Annotated in this window: 14 protein-coding genes; 11 read left to right on the plus strand and 3 right to left on the minus strand. The window is 70.5% G+C overall.

Going from position 1 to position 17,040, the window contains the following annotated elements; genetic code table 11:
- Positions 1–118: 118 nt before the first annotated feature.
- Genes AC069I_RS22405 through AC069I_RS22415 form a run of 3 tightly spaced genes read right to left on the minus strand, consistent with a single transcriptional unit; the run spans position 119 to position 5,020 of the window.
- Positions 119–2,647 carry a transglutaminase TgpA family protein gene (locus tag AC069I_RS22405; RefSeq protein WP_478266324.1) on the minus strand — a complete coding sequence of 843 codons (2,529 nt, stop codon included), beginning with the start codon at positions 2,645–2,647 and terminating at the stop codon, positions 119–121.
- Positions 2,644–3,918, minus strand: a complete 1,275-nt coding sequence (locus tag AC069I_RS22410) for a DUF58 domain-containing protein (protein WP_478228777.1) — start codon at positions 3,916–3,918, stop codon at positions 2,644–2,646. The genes AC069I_RS22405 and AC069I_RS22410 overlap by 4 nt, the downstream gene beginning before the upstream one ends.
- Before the next feature lie 16 nt (positions 3,919–3,934).
- Positions 3,935–5,020, minus strand: coding sequence for an AAA family ATPase (locus AC069I_RS22415; protein WP_478228776.1), 1,086 nt, complete (start codon positions 5,018–5,020; stop codon positions 3,935–3,937).
- 271 nt (positions 5,021–5,291) lie between these two features.
- Here AC069I_RS22415 and AC069I_RS22420 point away from each other — a divergent pair, with 271 nt between their 5' ends.
- From AC069I_RS22420 to mraY, 11 genes are all read left to right on the plus strand, one after another.
- Positions 5,292–5,645, plus strand: a complete 354-nt coding sequence (locus tag AC069I_RS22420) for a hypothetical protein (RefSeq protein ID WP_219153439.1) — start codon at positions 5,292–5,294, stop codon at positions 5,643–5,645.
- Positions 5,646–5,649: 4 nt separating this feature from the next.
- Entirely contained in the window at positions 5,650–6,183 is a 534-nt protein-coding gene (locus AC069I_RS22425; RefSeq protein ID WP_478228775.1) for a DUF3558 family protein, read from the plus strand.
- A gap of 10 nt (positions 6,184–6,193) precedes the next feature.
- Positions 6,194–6,772, plus strand: coding sequence for a PPE domain-containing protein (locus tag AC069I_RS22430; protein ID WP_478228774.1), 579 nt, complete (start codon positions 6,194–6,196; stop codon positions 6,770–6,772).
- Positions 6,769–7,521: an ESX secretion-associated protein EspG gene (locus tag AC069I_RS22435; protein WP_478266325.1), complete on the plus strand. Its 753-nt coding sequence runs from the start codon at positions 6,769–6,771 to the stop codon at positions 7,519–7,521. Before AC069I_RS22430 ends, AC069I_RS22435 begins: the two co-directional genes overlap by 4 nt.
- 712 nt (positions 7,522–8,233) lie before the next feature.
- On the plus strand, positions 8,234–8,665 hold the full coding sequence (mraZ, locus tag AC069I_RS22440; protein WP_005156436.1) for a division/cell wall cluster transcriptional repressor MraZ: 432 nt from the start codon (positions 8,234–8,236) through the stop codon (positions 8,663–8,665).
- A 203-nt stretch (positions 8,666–8,868) separates the two neighbouring features.
- Positions 8,869–9,828: a 16S rRNA (cytosine(1402)-N(4))-methyltransferase RsmH gene (gene rsmH / locus AC069I_RS22445; protein ID WP_478228772.1), complete on the plus strand. Its 960-nt coding sequence runs from the start codon at positions 8,869–8,871 to the stop codon at positions 9,826–9,828.
- Complete coding sequence (ftsL, locus tag AC069I_RS22450) at positions 9,825–10,532, plus strand: cell division protein FtsL (protein WP_478266326.1); 708 nt, start codon at positions 9,825–9,827, stop codon at positions 10,530–10,532. Before rsmH ends, ftsL begins: the two co-directional genes overlap by 4 nt.
- A complete protein-coding gene (locus tag AC069I_RS22455; protein ID WP_478266327.1) occupies positions 10,532–12,460 on the plus strand; it encodes a peptidoglycan D,D-transpeptidase FtsI family protein in 1,929 nt (642 codons plus the stop codon). Before ftsL ends, AC069I_RS22455 begins: the two co-directional genes overlap by 1 nt.
- Before the next feature lie 483 nt (positions 12,461–12,943).
- Positions 12,944–14,449 carry a UDP-N-acetylmuramoyl-L-alanyl-D-glutamate--2,6-diaminopimelate ligase gene (locus AC069I_RS22460; RefSeq protein ID WP_478228781.1) on the plus strand — a complete coding sequence of 502 codons (1,506 nt, stop codon included), beginning with the start codon at positions 12,944–12,946 and terminating at the stop codon, positions 14,447–14,449.
- Entirely contained in the window at positions 14,446–15,957 is a 1,512-nt protein-coding gene (locus AC069I_RS22465) for a UDP-N-acetylmuramoyl-tripeptide--D-alanyl-D-alanine ligase (protein ID WP_478266328.1), read from the plus strand. The genes AC069I_RS22460 and AC069I_RS22465 overlap by 4 nt, the downstream gene beginning before the upstream one ends.
- Positions 15,954–17,039 (plus strand): phospho-N-acetylmuramoyl-pentapeptide-transferase, encoded by a 1,086-nt coding sequence (gene mraY, locus AC069I_RS22470; protein WP_016332673.1) that lies wholly within the window; start codon positions 15,954–15,956, stop codon positions 17,037–17,039. Before AC069I_RS22465 ends, mraY begins: the two co-directional genes overlap by 4 nt.
- Position 17,040 lies beyond the last annotated feature (1 nt).

Below are 17,040 nucleotides of genomic sequence, written 5' to 3' on the forward strand. Positions count from 1 at the left end.
GGGTCCCCGGCCCCGGGTGGGTGGGGGGGGTCGGGGGTGGCGTTTCGGGTTAGAACCCGAAACGCCACTCACGACCACCTGGACCGAGCGCTGACCAGGGAGCCTTCGCGTACTGGAGCTACTTGCCGCGCCTCAGCGAGCGCGGGAACAGGCGGCCCTTCCACGACATCGGCGCGTTCCGCTTCAGACTCTTGCGAACCTCGTCGAAGGCCGGGCCCAGCGTCGGGTCGTCCGCGGGCTGGTCCGAGTACCAGGACCGCTCCACGACACCGATGACCGTCCGCAGGCCGGTGCGGCCCTCCTCGTCCAGCCGGTGCTTCTCGACGACCTTCCGGCCCGCCACGCGCACCGTGTCGCCGTCGGAGAGCGGCAGGCCCCGGTCCGCGCATTCATCCATCAGTTCGCGCCACGCCGCGTCGGCCGCGGCGGGGGAGCGGGACGCGATCTTCTGCAGCCGCAGCCGTCGCTTGATCTCCCGGATGGCCGTCGGCGTGCCGAGCCCTCCGAGGACGATCACCAGCGCCAGCGCGAACCACCACGAAACCCACGCCGCCAGGAACGCGAACGCCGCCACCCACAGCCCGATCACGATCAGCGGCAGCCAGTTCGTCACGTTCTGGTCGTCCAGGAACCCGCCGTCCTCCCGGACCGGGGCAGGCGCGTCCGGGGCGGGGGACCGGGCAGGCGACGAGCGCAGCAGCGCCCGATATCTCAACTGCGACCGCACGATCATCACCACGGTCAGCGCGGCCGCCAGCCCACCGAGGATCCCGGCGAGGATCGCGGGCCACAGCGGCTCTTCCTCCTGCTGGCCCGTGCCGCCGTCAGCGCCGAGATCGGCGCCGGGGTCGCGGGGCGTGCCGGTGGCGGGGGCGCTCGACGCGGGTGCGCTCGGCACTTCCTGGGTGTCGTTGGCCGTGGAGCTGCCGGTGTCGTTCTGCAGGTACGGCGGGACGACCGCGCGGCCGTCGAGCAGCGGGGTCGGGTCGAAGCTGACCCAGCCCTTCGTCTGGAAGTAGACCTCGACCCACGCGTGCGCGTCCTCGGAGGTGATCGAGACGTAGTCGCCCTTCGGGGTCCCGGAGGAGAAGCCGATGGCGACCCGCGACGGGATGCCGACCGACCGCAGCATCACGGCCATCGCCGACGCGTACTGCTCGCAGAACCCGCGTTTGCCGTTGAGGATGAAGTCGGCGAGCGCGTCGGAGTCGGTGGCGTCCGCGGTCTTGGTGTCGTAGACGAATCCGTTCTGCGCGGTGAAGAACGACCAGAGTGCCTGCGCCTTGTCGAAGTTGTTGGACTCGTTTTCCGTCAGCTGCTTGGCCTTCGCGACCACGCGGGGGTCGACGCGGTCGATCCGGGTGAACTGCTGCGGCACCTCGGCCAGGCGGGCGTCGTCGCGCCGGAGTTCGTCCTTCGTCGGGTTCTCGATGGACGCGGTCTCGGTGTAGGCGGGCGCGTTCTGCTTGGTCGTGGTGAACACGGCGCCGCCGACCGGGTCGTACAGCCAGTTGTCGGCCAGCCCGTTGAGCGCCCGCGGCGCGCCGTAGATCGGCAGCCAGTTGTCGACCCAGTTCGTCGGTTCGATCCGGATCTCCCGCGCGGGACCGGAGCCGTCGTCGCCCGGAGCGGGCGGAAGGCCCTTGTTGGCCTGCACACCCTGCTGGGCGCGGCCGTTCTGCGCGAGCCCCCAGCCCTTGTTCGGCGTGTACGTGTCGAGGGTGAACGCGCGCAGCAGCCGTTTGTCCGCGCCCATTCCGTAGACCTTGAACAACTCCACGTTCTCGCCCTGGTCGAGCAGGCCGCGCAGTTGCGTGAACGGCTCGACGCCGAATCCACCGGCGCCAGCGCGGCCCGAGCCGGTCCCGCCCGGAAGGCTGCCGACCGTGCCGACCCCGGTGACGGCCGTGCCGATCACCAGGCCCATCGCGATCGCGGCGGCCACCACGCCGACGGGGGCCGACAACGTGCTCGCCGAGTTGCCCAGTCCTGGCGCGTCCCGGTTGCGCCAGCGGCGATGCCGGTGGTTGCCGTCGACGGCGAGGAGGGCGGCGAACGCGGCCGCGCCCAGCAGGAACGTCCACCACGGCAGCATGTCCTCGGCCAGCGCGGCCGGGACGGCGTACACGCACAGCAGTACCAGGCCGGTCGCGGCGGGCGCGGCGGCGGCCACGGCCAGCGTGTCGACCAGGACCGCGACCAGGCCGATCGCGATGGTGATCAGGCAGAGGATCGGCGGGGTGCCCTCGATCGGCGGGAGGCCGACGCGGATCTGCTCGGCCGCCGCGGCGAGGACGCCGCGCAGTTCCCCGAACGCGTCCGGGCCGGGGAAGATCTTCAGGATCCCGCTGGTGGTGAAGGCACCGGTGATCAGCAGCAACAGCACCAGCAGCTGTGCCAAGCCGACGACGATGGTCGGCGCGCGCAGCGAGCGCAGGGCGAGTCCGGTGGAGGCGATCAGGACGACGGCGACCAGCAGGTAGCCGAACCACGCCCAGCCGGAGACGACGCCGGTGAGCGAGGTCGAGGCGAACAGCGTGGCGAGCCCGGCGGCGACCGGAGCGAGCACACTGCTCGTCCAGACCGGGGGCGGGGCGGACGGCCGCGGTTGGGGGGTATGCGGCCGGGGTGGCGCGGTCGCGGTCACAGGCCGCCTCCGATCAGCGTGCCCCGGCGGGTGGCCGTCTGGCAGAGCTCGGCCCAGACCTGCGGCATGGGCGATCCGGGACCGGCGACGACGACGCCCCAGCCCGCGGCTCGCAGCAGCGCCACCGATTCCTCGGTGGCGGCGGCACGGTTTTCGGGCCGGTTGACGCCGGAGGACCAGCCGGGGGTGTCGAGCAGCACGGCGAGGCTCCGGATCCCGCGCGGGCGGTACCGGGACAGCTCGTGCACGGATTCGTTGCTGACGGTGCCGAGCACCGCGATGAGTTCCTGTCCGTCGGCCGGGTCGTGGCCGAGGGTGATGTCGCGCTGGTGCGCGGGCTGGAGCGCGGCGAGGACGTCGAGCACGACGTTGTCGTAGTGCTCGCCACCCTCACCTGGGGTGTCGGCCAGGGTCTGGCCGTGTTCGGTGATCAGCCGGACCCGGTGACCGGAGCGGCGCAGGTGCAGTGACACGGAAGCGGCGAACGAGACGGCCCATTCGAGGCTCGCCGCGGGGCCGTTGCCGTGGTGCGCCGCCGCACGGTGGTCCAGCAGCACCGTGGTGCCGCCGCGCCACGGCCGTTCCTCGACGCGGACCATGATCTCGTCGCGGCGGGCGGTCGAGCGCCAGTGGACCTTCCGCAGGTCGTCGCCCTGCCGGTACTGCCGGACGATCACGTCCGATTCGCCCTGTCCGGCGTGCAGGCGGATGCTGCCGTCGTCGCCCGCGCCGATCCCGGCGCCGCTGGGCAGGCCCCACAGGCCGACCACCTTCGGCACGACGACCAGCCGGGAATGCCCGATCAGCTCACGTTCGAATTCGCACAGCCCGAACGGGTCGGTGATCGTCGCCCGCAGCGGGCCGACCTGCTGGACGCCGCGCAGCACCGGTTGCAACGGGTAGCGCAGCGCGACCCGGCGGTCGTGGGGAAGGCGCTCGACGACGAACCGCGGCCGCGAACCCAGCGCGTAGGGCACGCCGTCTTCGAGCAGCACCTCGCCCGCCGGGAGCCTGCCGTCCCGCCACAGTTCGAGCTGGACCTCGCCCGGCGAACCGACCGCGACCCGCTCCGGGCGCAGCGAGCGGGCCGCGCCCAGCCGCAGCCGGGTCGCCGAGATGAAGAAGGCGACCAGCAGCGGCAGGGCGATGACGAACACCGCGACCCGCAGCAGATCCCGTTCGTTGAGCACGAACGAGCAAGCCGCCGCGGCCACGCCGGCGGCGAGGAGGCAGCGGCCGCGTGTGGTCAGGCCGGACAGCGCACGCAGCATGGCGCTTTTTCCTTACTCAGCGGTGGTTCGAGCCCTGCGGAACGGGAACGCGGTGCAAGATCGCGCGGACCACGTCGGTGGCCGAACGGCGGGCGGCGTGCGCCTCGGTGGTGAGCACCATGCGGTGCGCCAGCACCGGGACCGCGACCGTGTGCAGGTCGTCCGGGACGACGAACTCGCGGCCCGAGAGCGCGGCCTGCGCGCGGGCCGCGCGGACCAGCTGCAGGGTCGCCCGCGGCGAGGCGCCGAGACGGATCTCCGGCACCTGACGGGTCGCGGACACCAGATCGACGGCGTAGCGGCGGATCTCCGGCGACATGTGCACCGACCGCACCGTCTCGATCAGCCGCTGCACCGACTCGCGGTCGGAGACGGGCTCGAGCTCGGCCAGCGGGTTGTGCCCGGCGTGCTCGTCGACCATGGCCAGTTCGGCCTGCTGGTCCGGGTAGCCGATGGACACCCGCGCGGTGAACCGGTCCCGCTGGGCCTCGGGCAGCGCGTAGGTGCCCTCCATCTCGATGGGGTTCTGGGTGGCGATCACCATGAACGGCTCTTCGAGGTGGTAGGTCGAGGTGTCGACGGTGACCTGGTGCTCTTCCATGCATTCGAGCAGGGCCGACTGCGTCTTCGGCGAGGCGCGGTTGATCTCGTCGCCGACCACGATGTTCGCGAACACCGGCCCGGGGCGGAACTCGAACCCGCCGCTCTGCCGGTTGTAGATGGACACCCCGGTGACGTCGCTGGGCAACAGGTCGGGGGTGAACTGGATCCGGCTGACGGTGCAGTCGATCGAGCGGGCCAGCGCCTTCGCCAGCGAGGTCTTGCCGACCCCGGGGACGTCTTCGACGAGTAGGTGGCCTTCGGCGAGCAGGGTCACGAGCGCGATGCGGATGACGTCGGGTTTGCCGACCAGTACCCGCTCCACGTTGGCGGCGATCCGCCGCGCGGCCTCGTGCAGTTCGTCCAGCGACGCTCTGTTCTTGGCGTCACGGCCGTTCTGCCGACCGCTGACCGAGCCGGCGCCCGTGGGGTACGGCGCTTGCCCGGTTGCCTGCTCGCCCTGGTGTTCGCCGGGCGTCGCAGACTGGATTCTCGACGTCACTCGACCTCCTGATGCCGCGTGGCTGGATTTCCGCTGGGTCCTCTGCCGGACCGTTCAGTCACCCGGGCAGCGGTCAGCCTCCCACGAAGTGTGTCAAACTCGGGCGAACTCGTGGGGGGAACCCCGCCAACCCCAGTCGATGACTCTGTGCAACCGGAGACCTTACCTCGATCGGGTTAGTCGAGCGCGTTTTCGGGTGCTCCCGCTGACGGCGGGTTTTGTCGTATGCTCCGGTACGAGGTCGCTCGACTACGGAGAGGCGTAATCGCATATGAGCGAGGTGAGTACCGCCAAACCACGGTTCGATCTGAGCGGATTCGCGGTCGCGCCGGAGCTGGCGGCGGACGCCCACGTGAAGATCTCCGCCCTGCAGGACGTGGTCGGCCAGATGGTCCGCGAGGCCAAGGTGCTCGGCCGCACGGTTCCCCTCGGCGGGGGATACGCGGACGAGGTCGGCAGGTTCATGGCGCAGTACGGGATCGGCGCCGAAGGCTCCGCGGTCGAGGCGCTCACGGCGTTCGGCAAGGAACTCGAGGCGCTCAAGAACCGGATCGAGAAGGCGCTGGCCCGGTACACCCGGCAGGATGAACAAGCGGCGGCGGACGTGGACTGTGTCGGCGGCTGAACCCATGAAGTCCCGCCTTCCCGCGCTCGGCGTCCTCGTCGTCCTCACAGTGTCCGCCTGCGGGCAAGGGGCCGCGGGCCAGGCACCGGTTCCGAGCATGGAGACGATACGCACCGGCGCTTCCGTCGCAGGCACGGTCCCGCCGGCGGTCCTGGATCCGTGCGCGCTGCTCGGCCCGCAGGACCGGTCGGACGCCGGGATCACCGTGCTCGGCGTCGCGAAGGAGATCAACGGCGCCCGCGCCTGCGACTGGACGGTGCCCGCCACCTTCGGCGCCACCATCACCGTGGACGAGCGCAACGGCCTGAAGGATCTCGAGGTCGCGCGCAAGACCGCCACCAAGACCAAGGTCGGCGGCCGGGACGCGCTCAAGGTCGCCGACAAGAAGGCCGCCGACGGGACCTGCGCGGTCCTGCTCGGCATGGGGGAGAAGGCGAGCGTCCAGATCGACGTGAGCAACACGAACTTCACCGACACCGCGCTCGCCTGCGAGCGCGCGATGACGGTGGCGGGATTGGCCGAACCCAAACTGCCTTAGGAGAACTGCCGTGCCTGAAGGAGAGACGCCGGGCCGCGAGGTTCCGGTCGCGGCCACGCGGTACGCGGCCTACAGCCATGAAGCGCTGGCCGCCGAAGTCGAAGCGGGCAACGACCCCGAGGCGGCGGGCGGGATCGGCGCCGCCTGGGACGCGCTCGCGCGGCGCATGCACGACGCGACGTCCGAGCTGGCCGGGCTGGTCGGCAGCAGTGAAGAGAACTGGCGCGGCGAAGCGGGCGACGCGCTCCGTGGTGTGCTGGCCACCGCGTCCGGCTGGTTGACCTGGTCCGCGGACATCTCGTCCGCGCTCGGGAAGGCCGTTTCCGGGCAGGCCGAAGCGGCGGCGCGGGCCCGTGCCGACATGCCGCCGCCGGTGGACTACGACCCCGGCGCGATGATCCGCGGCGCCGCGGCCGGCGGGAACCTCGCGCTCCTCGCCGCGCTCGCCGACGAGATGGAGGCCAAGCACGCGGAGGCCGAGGAGGCCCGGCGCAAGGCCGTCGACGTCATGAACACCCGCGATGCCTCCCTGCGTTCGCTGACCCCGCAGGTCTCCTTCGGGAAGCCGCCCGAGCTGGGGCGGTCTTGATCCGCGTTTCCGCGTCGGCGTTCGACGTCCTCTGGTCCGACCTGGGACACGCGGCCCCGCCTTGGCCGCTGTCCGTGCGCAGTGTCGGCGCCACGGAAGCGGAGCGCGCCGAGATCCGCGGCGCGGTCTACGAAAACCTCGGCGAACGAGGCCTGTACGACGGGGACCGGCTCGACGCCGCCCTGGAAGCGCGGCTGGACCTGCTCGCGCGCGCCGAGGTCTATGTCGAATGCGAGGCGCTCGCCGACATGACCGCCGAAACCCCGTTCCGCGCGGTCGCGGCCGCGCGCGGACGGCATGGTGTGCTGGCCACGCAGCCGGAACAGACCATCGCGCTGTCCGGGATCACCGATGGCGAGGTGTTCACCGCGGTCGTCGGCGTCCTGCCCGAACTGCGGCCCGGCCCCGGCTACGGGATCAGCCTCCCCGCGGCGCGTTTCGACGACGACCTGGAGGATCCGGTGTTCGGCGACGGCGGGCGATCGTCGGCTTCGGACAGTCAGCTGCGCGAGGTGCTCGCGATCCAGGCACGGCCCGTCTACAGCGCGGGCCAGTTCACCGTGCGGACCCGCGACCGCGACGGCCGGGCGCACCGGGCAGGCGGGTTGACCTGGTTCGACACCGACGTCGGCGCATACTGCGCGGCGCGGACCGAGGGCCGTGGCGGGCAGGCGTGGGTGAACGTGTCCCCTGTGGATGGTCCCCGGCTGGCCGCGCGGCTGGCTTCGCTGCTGGACGACGACCGCTAGGTTGTGACGGGTCGAAAACCCGAGAAACTGGCGCGGCGTCAGCCGTCGTACGACGCCTGGGCTCCTGAACGAGCTTGGCCGCGGACCGGTCCGTGAAGGCCTCCTTGCCTACCTTGAGGGTAGGCAAGGAGGCCTTCGCTACCTCTGGGACCGCCACGCTCGCGTGACCGGACGGACGACACGCGTGTCGTCCGCCGGATCACATGTGTCGTCCGGTCGACCACGTGACGTCGCCGGTGCTGAGCCTCGTGAGTGGTGAGGACGGCTAGAACCCGAATCGCCTCTCAGGGCCAACACACCTCGGGGCCCACGAGAGCCCAGACGGCTGTCCTTTGTCGACACGTCATGGGATGAACCGACGTCACTCTCCACAGTGTCCTCGGCCGTCCCCACCGTGCCCCACCGGATTCCCCACCTTCACCCCCACTTCGCCCCACAGCAGGGTTCCGGCTGCCGATATCCGGACGTGTCAGGCCTGGATGAGGTTGCTTCGATACCCGCCCAGGGGGATCTTGGCCACCGTCCCCCACCATGCCCCCACCTGGCCCCACCTGGCTGACCAGCGAAAACGTCTGACACGACGGAGTGGTCGCGGCTTTTGACGCGTTGACTGTGGTGAAAAGTGGGGTACGGTGGTGCGCAGTGGGGCAGAAGGGAGCCCCGTGGCCGAGCTCGGTTGTTCGCAGCCGGGATCGGTAGGGAGGTGGGGCCGGTGTTCCTCGGCACCCACACCCCGAAGCTGGATGACAAAGGGCGGCTCACGCTGCCCGCGAAGTTCCGCGACGCGCTCGCCGGTGGGCTGATGGTCACCAAGGGACAGGATCACTGTCTCTTCGTCTTCCCCCGGGCGGAGTTCGAGCAGATGGCGAGGAAGGTCGCCGACGCCCCGTTCACGAACGAGGCGGTCCGGGCCTACCAGCGTTATCTCTTCGCCGGGACGGACGAACAACGCCCGGACGGGCAAGGACGTATCGCGATCGCGTCCGAGCTCCGACGCTACGCCGGGCTGAACAAGGAGTGCGTGGTGATCGGGGCGATCACCAGGCTGGAGATCTGGGACGCCCAAGCGTGGCAGGGCTACCTGGACGAACACGAGGACAGCTACGCGAAGGCTCGAGAGGAAGTTCTGCCGGGCGTCTTCTAGACGTGGCCGAGGAAGCACCCACGCCGTCGGGGGGCGCGGGTTCATGCTTCGGACACGCCGGGAACCGTCCACACGGATGCCGTGAGGCCTCTGTCCGCTCAGTGGCCCTGGTACACCTTCCCCGGTACCAGGTCAGCAGGCGGGCGGACAGGGACCTGACGGCATCCGGCATCTTCCCCGGCACTACAGAAAGGGGGGAAGACATGGCAGACGAACACGAGCACGTACCGGTGCTGCTGGACCGCATCGTCGAGCTGTTCGCGCCGGTCTTCTCCGACCGCGAGGCCGTGCTGGTCGACGCGACCGTCGGACTCGGCGGTCATTCCGACGCGCTGCTCACCGCGTTCCCCCTGCTGCGCCTGGTCGCCCTCGACCGTGACCCCAACGCGCTGGAACTCTCCGCGAAACGGCTTGCGCGGCACGGTGATCGTGTCGACTTCGTGCACGCCGTCTACGACGAGATGCCGTCCGCGCTGCAGGACCTCGGACTGTCCAGAGTGGACGGGATCCTCTTCGACCTAGGGGTCTCCTCGATGCAGCTCGACCGTGCCGAGCGCGGTTTCGCCTATTCCAAGGATTCCCCGCTCGACATGCGGATGGACCCGACCACCGGGTTCACCGCGGCCGACGTGCTCAACACCTACGCCCCCGGCGAACTGATCCGGATCCTCCGCGACTACGGCGAGGAACGCTTCGCCCAGCGGATCGTCAAAGCCGTTGTGGCGGAACGAGAGAAGGAACCCTTCACGCGCAGCGGGCGGCTGGTGGAACTGCTGTACGACGCGGTCCCCGCGGCGAGCAGGCGCACTGGCGGGCATCCGGCGAAACGCACGTTCCAGGCGTTGCGGATCGAGGTCAACGGCGAACTGGAGGTGCTGCGGCGGGCGATGCCGCGGGCGCTGTCCTCGCTCGCCGTCGGCGGCCGCATCGTCGTGGAGTCCTATCAGTCCCTCGAAGACCGGCTGGTCAAGCAGGCCTTCGCGGAACTGGCGAAATCCCGGACGCCGGAAGGGCTTCCGGTGGAACTGCCGGGCCACGGCCCGGAACTGAAACTGCTCACCAGAGGGGCCGAGAAGGCCGGCGAGGCGGAGACCGAACTGAACACGCGGGCCGCCTCCGTGCGGCTGCGAGCCGCCGAACGGATCGGAGACCGAGCACGATGACCGCTCCCGCGAAGTCCCGCGGCCGCCGGACACCGGCGCCCGGACGGCGTGCCCGCGCGACCAGCACGGTCGACCAGGCGCCCGGCACCGAGTCCACGACGTCCACCCGTGCCTCCCGCGGCCGCACGTCGGCGGCCGAACGCGCCTACGCCCGCCGCGCCCAGCGCGCCGACCTGCTGCAGCGAGACCAGCAGCGCAACCGTCCCGACGCCGAAGGCGGTGCGGGCAAGGAAGAGCCGAAGAAGAAGTTCACGCTGCGCTGGCCGCGTTCGCGGGCGTCGTTCGTACTGATGATGATGGGCCTGCTGGCCGTCGGCGTGGCGTGCACGCTGTGGCTGACCACGCAGGCCATCGCCGATTCGTACCGGCTCGAACAGCTCCGCACGACCAACGCCGGGCTCGCCGAGGCGAAGGAGCGGCTGCAGCGCGAGGTCGCGAAGGCCGAGTCGCCTGCTTCGCTGGCGCCCAAGGCCAGGGAACTGGGCATGGTGCCCGGCGGCGACCCCGCGCATATCTTGGTCGGCCCGGATGGGCAGTCCACTGTGGTCGGTGAGCCGAAGAAGGCCGAAGCCGAAGCGCCCGCCGCCTCGGCCGAGTCGACGGCGCCGCCGCCCGCCGAGGGAACGCAGCAGGGCACGCCGTACGAGGGCGACCAGCCCGCGGTGCCGCAGGAGAACGCGGCCCCGGCGCAGGGAGGTCAGTGATGTCGCCCGGCCGCCCGGCGCAGGCAAGGGCCCGGTCGGCGGGGAGCGCGCGGCGGACGTACGCCGCCGGGACCCGCCGTGCCACCGCCCGCCGGGGCAACGGGGGAAACCGGAGCCGGTTCACCGGCGTCCGGATCCTGCTGATCGTCGTGATGGTGCTCGCCGGTCTCAAACTGGTGCAGGTGCAGTGGTTCGAGGCCGGCGCGCTCTCCGAGGCGGCGGAACGGCAGCGGACGTCGGTGATCGAAAGTCCCGCCCAGCGTGGGTCCATCCTGGACCGAAACGGCACGAAGATCGCGTTCAGCGTCGAGGTGCGGACACTCGCCGTGAGCCTGAACTGGCTTCACAAGACGATGGACGACTTCGCCGCGAAGAACCCCACCAAGGGCAAGAACTTCGAGTCCGAGGTGGCGGGCGCGGCGAAGCTGATCGCGGCCAAGCTGCCCGGGGTGATCACCGAGAAGGAACTGCTGGACAAGTTCCACAAGCCGGACGGGTTTACGTACCTGGTCCACGACATCGAACCTTCGGTCGCCGAGGCGATCGTCAAGGAGTACCCGTGGATCAGCGTCGAGAAGCGCTCGAAACGGGAGTATCCCGGTGACTCGATCGGCGCGAACATCGTCGGCTACGCGAACTGGCGCACCGACGACAAGGACGTCTCCAAGCACAACCTGCACGGTGGTTACGGTCTCGAAGCCTCGCGGGACAACGACCTCGCCGGGACGCCGGGCCGCAAGATCGTCAACACTCGTAACGGCAACGACAACCTCGTCATCCCCGGCACCGAGCGGGACATCCAGAACGCCGTCCCCGGTTCGGACCTGCAGCTCACGATCGACACCGACCTGCAGTACGAACTGCAGCGGCAGCTGAGCGAGTACGTCGTCAAGTCGAAGGCCAAGGGCGGCCAGGCGGTCATCCTGGACTCCAAGACCGGCGAGGTCTACGCGCTGGCCAACGACAAGACCGTCAACCTCAACGACCCGGCTTCGCGCAGCGAGACGGAGAACCTGAACAACCGCGCGGTGACCACGCCGTTCGAACCCGGTTCGGTGAACAAGATCGTCACCGCCGCGGGCGCGATCGACGCGGGTATCACGACGCCGGAGGCGTCCCTGCCGGTGCCGGGTTCACTGCAGGTCGCGGACAAGATAGTCAAGGACGCCTGGCATCACGGCACGCAGCAGTTCACCACCACCGGCATCTTCGCGAAGTCGTCGAACGTCGGCACCCTGTTGCTGGCGCAGAAACTCGGCGAGGACCGGTACGCGGACTTGCTCAAGAAGTTCGGTCTCGGCCAGCGCACGGGGCTCGGCCTCCCCGGTGAGAGCCCGGGCGTCGTGCCGCCGCGCAACCAGTGGTCGGCCACGACCTTCGGAAACCTGCCGATCGGGCAGGGCCTTTCGATGACCGTCGTGCAGATGGCCGGGATGTACCAGGCCATCGCGAACGACGGGCTGCGCGTGGAACCCAGGGTGGTCAAGGCGAAGATCAATCCGGACGGGACCGTCGTCCCCGAACCGGCGCCGAAGACCGTCCAGGTCATCAGCCCGCAGGCGGCGAAGACCGTCCGCGAGATGATGCGCGCCGTGACGCAGCGGGGCCGCGGGCAGCAGAGCGGCACCGGGCCGAAGGCGGCGCTGGAGGGGTACCAGATCTCGGGGAAGACGGGCACCGGCCAGCAGGTCGACCCGAAGACGAAGACGTACAGCGACCACCTGTACAACATCACCTTCGCTGGCATCCTGCCCGCCGACAACCCGCGCTTCGTGGTCGGCATCCGGCTCGACGCCCCGGACGCCACCCTGCAGCAAGGGCTCTCGGCCGCGCCGCTGTTCCACTCGGTGGCCGCGTATCTGGCGCAGCGGTTCCAGATCCCGCTTTCGGACGGCCCGTCACCCCAGGTGCCGCTGATCCTGTCCTGACGTAACACGCGTGCTTGAAGCCGGAACTCGCGTGCTTGAAGGCGGAACTCGCTCATCCGTCCCGAGACACGTGAGATCCGGCTCCAGACACGGGAGATCCGGCTTCAAGCACACGAGATCCGGTTCCGGGCACCGCGCCGGAAAGTGATCGTCGCTGTGCGTGAAGGGGTCTCCGCGCTGAGCACCGTGCGGAAACGCGGGTCCGCCGAGGTCCGCTGTCCTCAAGCGACAGTCGGAAGCCCTTGCGTGCCAAGGAGAGCTCACGAAACCCAATACCACGCGAGTGATCGTCGCGTGCACACACCGCACCGCTTCAGTCACCCGAATGCCGCGCCGGTAACCTCCTTGGCTGTGTCGGTGCCTACTTCAGATCCCCGCAGCGGTCCCGCCGTCGAAAGCGGGTCCGGCGCGACGGCTGCCCAGGTCCCGGACAGTCCGGTCAAGGCCGTCGCCGCACCCCCTCGCCCGGCCAGGATCGAGCCGATGCCGCTGGGCACGCTGCTCGCCAGGGCGGGCGCGCGGCTCGTGGTCGGCGGCGACGACTACCCGGCCGCGGCCGAGCTGACGGTCACGGGCAGCACGCTGCGCGCGCAGCACGTCCTCCCTGGTGACCTCTTCGCCGCGCTTCCCGGCGCCCGCGCCCACGGCGCGGACTTCAGCGACCAGGCCATCGCCGCCGGCGCGGCCGCCGTGCTCACCGACGAGGCCGGTGCCGAGCGCCCGGTGCTCCGCGACGCCGGCGTGCCGATCCTGGTGCACCCGGACCCGCGCGCCGCCCTCGGCGAGATCGCCGCCTGGATCTACGGCGAGCCGTCGCTGGAACTGTCCGTCCTCGGCATCACCGGGACGTCGGGCAAGACCACGACGTCGTACCTGGTCGACGCCGGGCTCAAGGCGGCCGGGCTCACCACCGGGCTGATCGGCACGGTCGAGACCCGGATCGCGGGGGAGCGGCTGGCCAGCGGGTTCACCACCCCCGAGGCGCCGGATCTGCAGGCCCTCCTCGCCGTGATGGTGGAACGCGGGGTCACGCACGTCCCCATGGAGGTCTCCAGTCACGCGCTGTCGCTCGGCCGGGTCAACGGCACGCGTTTCGCGGTCGGCGCCTTCACCAATCTCTCCCAGGACCACCTGGACTTCCACAAGGACATGGAGGAGTACTTCGCCGCCAAGTCGCTGCTGTTCGACGGCCGTTCCACCGCCGAGGTGGTCGTCGCCGACAGCGCCTGGGGCCAGGCACTCCTCACCCCGCACACGGTGACCGTGTCCACCGAGCCGGGGACGGACGCGCTGTGGCGCGCCACCGACCTGACCCCCACCCCGGCGGGGGAGCAGACCTTCACCCTCCACGGTCCCGAAGGCCTCACCGCCTCGGCGAAGATCCCGCTGCCGGGTGAGTTCAACGTGGCGAACGCCGTGCTCGCTGCCGCGATCCTGAACACCGCCGGTGTCCCGCTCGACGCCATCGTCGCCGGGCTCGCGTCGGTCGAGGTGCCGGGCCGGATGGAGCGGGTCTACCTCGGCCAGCCGTTCACCGCCGTCGTCGACTACGCGCACAAGCCCGCCGCGGTGGCGCAGGGGCTCGACGCGCTGCGTGCCCGCACCGAGGGCCGGATCATCACCGTCCTCGGCTGCGGCGGGGACCGCGACACCGCCAAGCGCCCGGTGATGGGCGAGGCGGCGGTCCGGCGCAGCGAGATCCTGATCGTGACCGACGACAACCCTCGTTCGGAGGACCCGGCCGCGATCCGGGCGGCGATGCTGGCCGGTGCCCGCAACGCCGGTCCGGCTTTGGGCGGCGAGATCCTCGAGATCGCCGACCGCCGGGAAGCCATCGTCCGCGCGGTCGAACTCGCCCAGCCCGGCGACATCGTGCTCATCGCGGGCAAGGGCCACGAGACCGGCCAGGAGGTCCAGGGTGTCGTGCACCCGTTCTCCGACCGGGAAGAGCTGGCCTCCGCCATCCGCAGACGTCTGGAGACAGAGTGATCGTGCTCAGCCTGGCCGAGATCGCCGCCATCGTCGGCGGCAGGCTGCATCGGACCGACGGGACCGCCGAGGTCACCGGAAGCGTCGAATTCGACACCCGTGAAGTCACTCCCGGGGGTCTGTTCATCGCGCTGCCAGGGGCGAAGGTCGACGGCCACGACTTCGCCGCGCGGGCCGTCGAGGCGGGCGCCGTCGCGGTGCTCGCGGCCCGCGAGGTCGACGCACCGGCCGTGATCGTGCCGCCGTTGGACGGCGGTGTGGCCCATGAGCGGGCCTTCGCGCTGGTCTCGGACAAGGACGGGGCGGGTGCCGCGGTGCTGGCCGCGCTCGCCAAGCTCGCCCGGCACGTGATCCGGAAACTCGCCGGCGACCACCTGACCGTCGTCGGGGTCACCGGTTCGGCGGGCAAGACCTCCACCAAGGACATCATCGCCCAGCTGCTGGAGCCGCTCGGCCCGACGGTGGCGCCGCCGGGATCGTTCAACAACGAACTGGGCCACCCCTGGACGGCACTGCGGGCCGACGACACGACGCGGCAGCTCGTGCTGGAGCTCTCCGCCCGCGGGCCCGGCCACATCGCCGAGCTGGCGGCCATCGCGCCGCCGCGGATCGGTGTCGTGCTCAACGTCGGCACCGCCCACGTCGGCGAGTTCGGCTCCCGCGAGGGCATCGCCAAGGGCAAGGGCGAACTCGTCGAAGCGCTGCCGAGCGCCGAGGACGGCGGTGTAGCGGTGCTGAACCTCGACGACCCGTACGTCGCGGCGATGGCGAGCCGGACGAAGGCGCGGGTGGTGTTCGTCGGCGAGAGCGAGTCCGCGCAGGTCCGCGCGGCCGACATCACTCTCGACGACGAAGCGCGCGCGTCGTTCCGGCTGGTCACCCCGAGCGGCGAAGCGCCGGTCAAGCTGCCGCTCTACGGCGAGCACCACGTCGCGAACGCGCTCAGCGCGGCCGCCGTGGCACTGGAAATGGGCTCGACGGTCGAGGAGGTCGCCGCCCGTCTGTCGAACCTCGAACGGCGCTCCGAACGCCGCATGGAGGTCACCACCCGGGCCGACGGCGTCACGGTCCTCAACGACTCCTTCAACGCCAGCCCTGAGTCGATGCGGGCCGCACTCAAGGCGCTCGCGTCGATGAGCGCGAACCGGCGCTCCTGGGCCGTGCTCGGCGTGATGGGCGACCTCGGCGAGAACTCGGTCGAGGCGCACGACGGCATCGGCAGGCTCGTCGTCCGGCTCAACATCGACAAGCTCGTGGTCATCGGCCAGGCGGCCGCGGCGACCCATCAGGGCGCGCAGCAGGAGGGTTCCTGGGGCGAGGAGTCGGTACTGGTACCCGACGTCGAGGCCGCCATCGCCCTGCTGCATGATCAGCTCCGCGCGGGGGACGTGGTGCTGGTGAAGGCTTCCAAAGCCGCCGCGCTGTGGCGGGTGGCCGACGCCGTGCTCGCCTCCCCTGTAGTAGCCCCTTCCCCCTCTCAAGAACGCTCGAACGGTGGTGACGCGTGATCAGCATCCTGATCGCGGCCGCGGCGGGCCTGCTGGTCTCCATCCTCCTCACTCCCTATCTGATCCGGGTGTTCTCCCGGCAGGGCTTCGGCCAGGAGATCCGGGAGGAAGGACCGCAGGGACACAAATCCAAACGCGGTACCCCGACGATGGGTGGTGTCGCGATCATCGTCGCGATGGTCGTCGGGTATTTCGTGGCGCATCTGATCAGCGCGCTCAGCGGCGGCAACGGCACCGGCGGCCCGTCCGCCTCGGGGCTGCTGGTCCTCCTGCTGGCCGTCGGCCTCGGGCTCGTCGGCTTCCTCGACGACTTCATCAAGATCCGCAAGCAGCGCAACCTCGGCCTGAACAAGACCGCGAAACTGGTCGGCCAGCTCGTGGTCACGATCGCCTTCGCGATCCTGGCGCTGCAGTTCGCCGACGAACGCGGGCTCACCCCGGCGTCGGAGAGCCTGTCCTACGTGCGGGACCTCGCGCTGATCACCTTCCCGTCGGTGTTCTTCGTGATCTTCTGCTACATCGTCATCTCGGGCTGGTCGAACGCGGTGAACTTCACCGACGGCCTCGACGGTCTCGCCGGCGGCACCGCGGCGATGGTGCTGGCGACCTACGTCGTCATCGCCTTCTGGCAGACTCGCCTCTCGTGCGCGGTCACCCCGCAGGCCGCCTGCTACGACGTCCGTGACCCGCTGGACCTGGCCGTGGTGGCCGCCGCGGCGACCGGTGCCTGCGTCGGCTTCCTGTGGTGGAACGCCGCCCCGGCGAAGATCTTCATGGGCGACACCGGTTCACTGGCCCTCGGTGGCCTCGTCGCCGGCCTGTCGATGACCACCCGCACCGAACTGCTCGCCATCGTCATCGGCGGTCTGTTCATGGTCGAGATGATCTCGGTGGTCGCGCAGATCGCCGTGTTCCGCACGACCCGGCGGCGGCTGTTCCGGATGGCGCCGTTCCATCACCACTTCGAGCTGGCGGGCTGGGCCGAAACCACCGTCATCATCCGGTTCTGGCTGCTGTCGGCCATCTGCTGCATGTTCGGTCTCGGCCTGTTCTACAGCGAGCAGCTCGGTCTCGGGGGTTAGC

The sequence above is a fragment of the Amycolatopsis sp. NPDC043885 genome, from assembly GCF_056435685.1.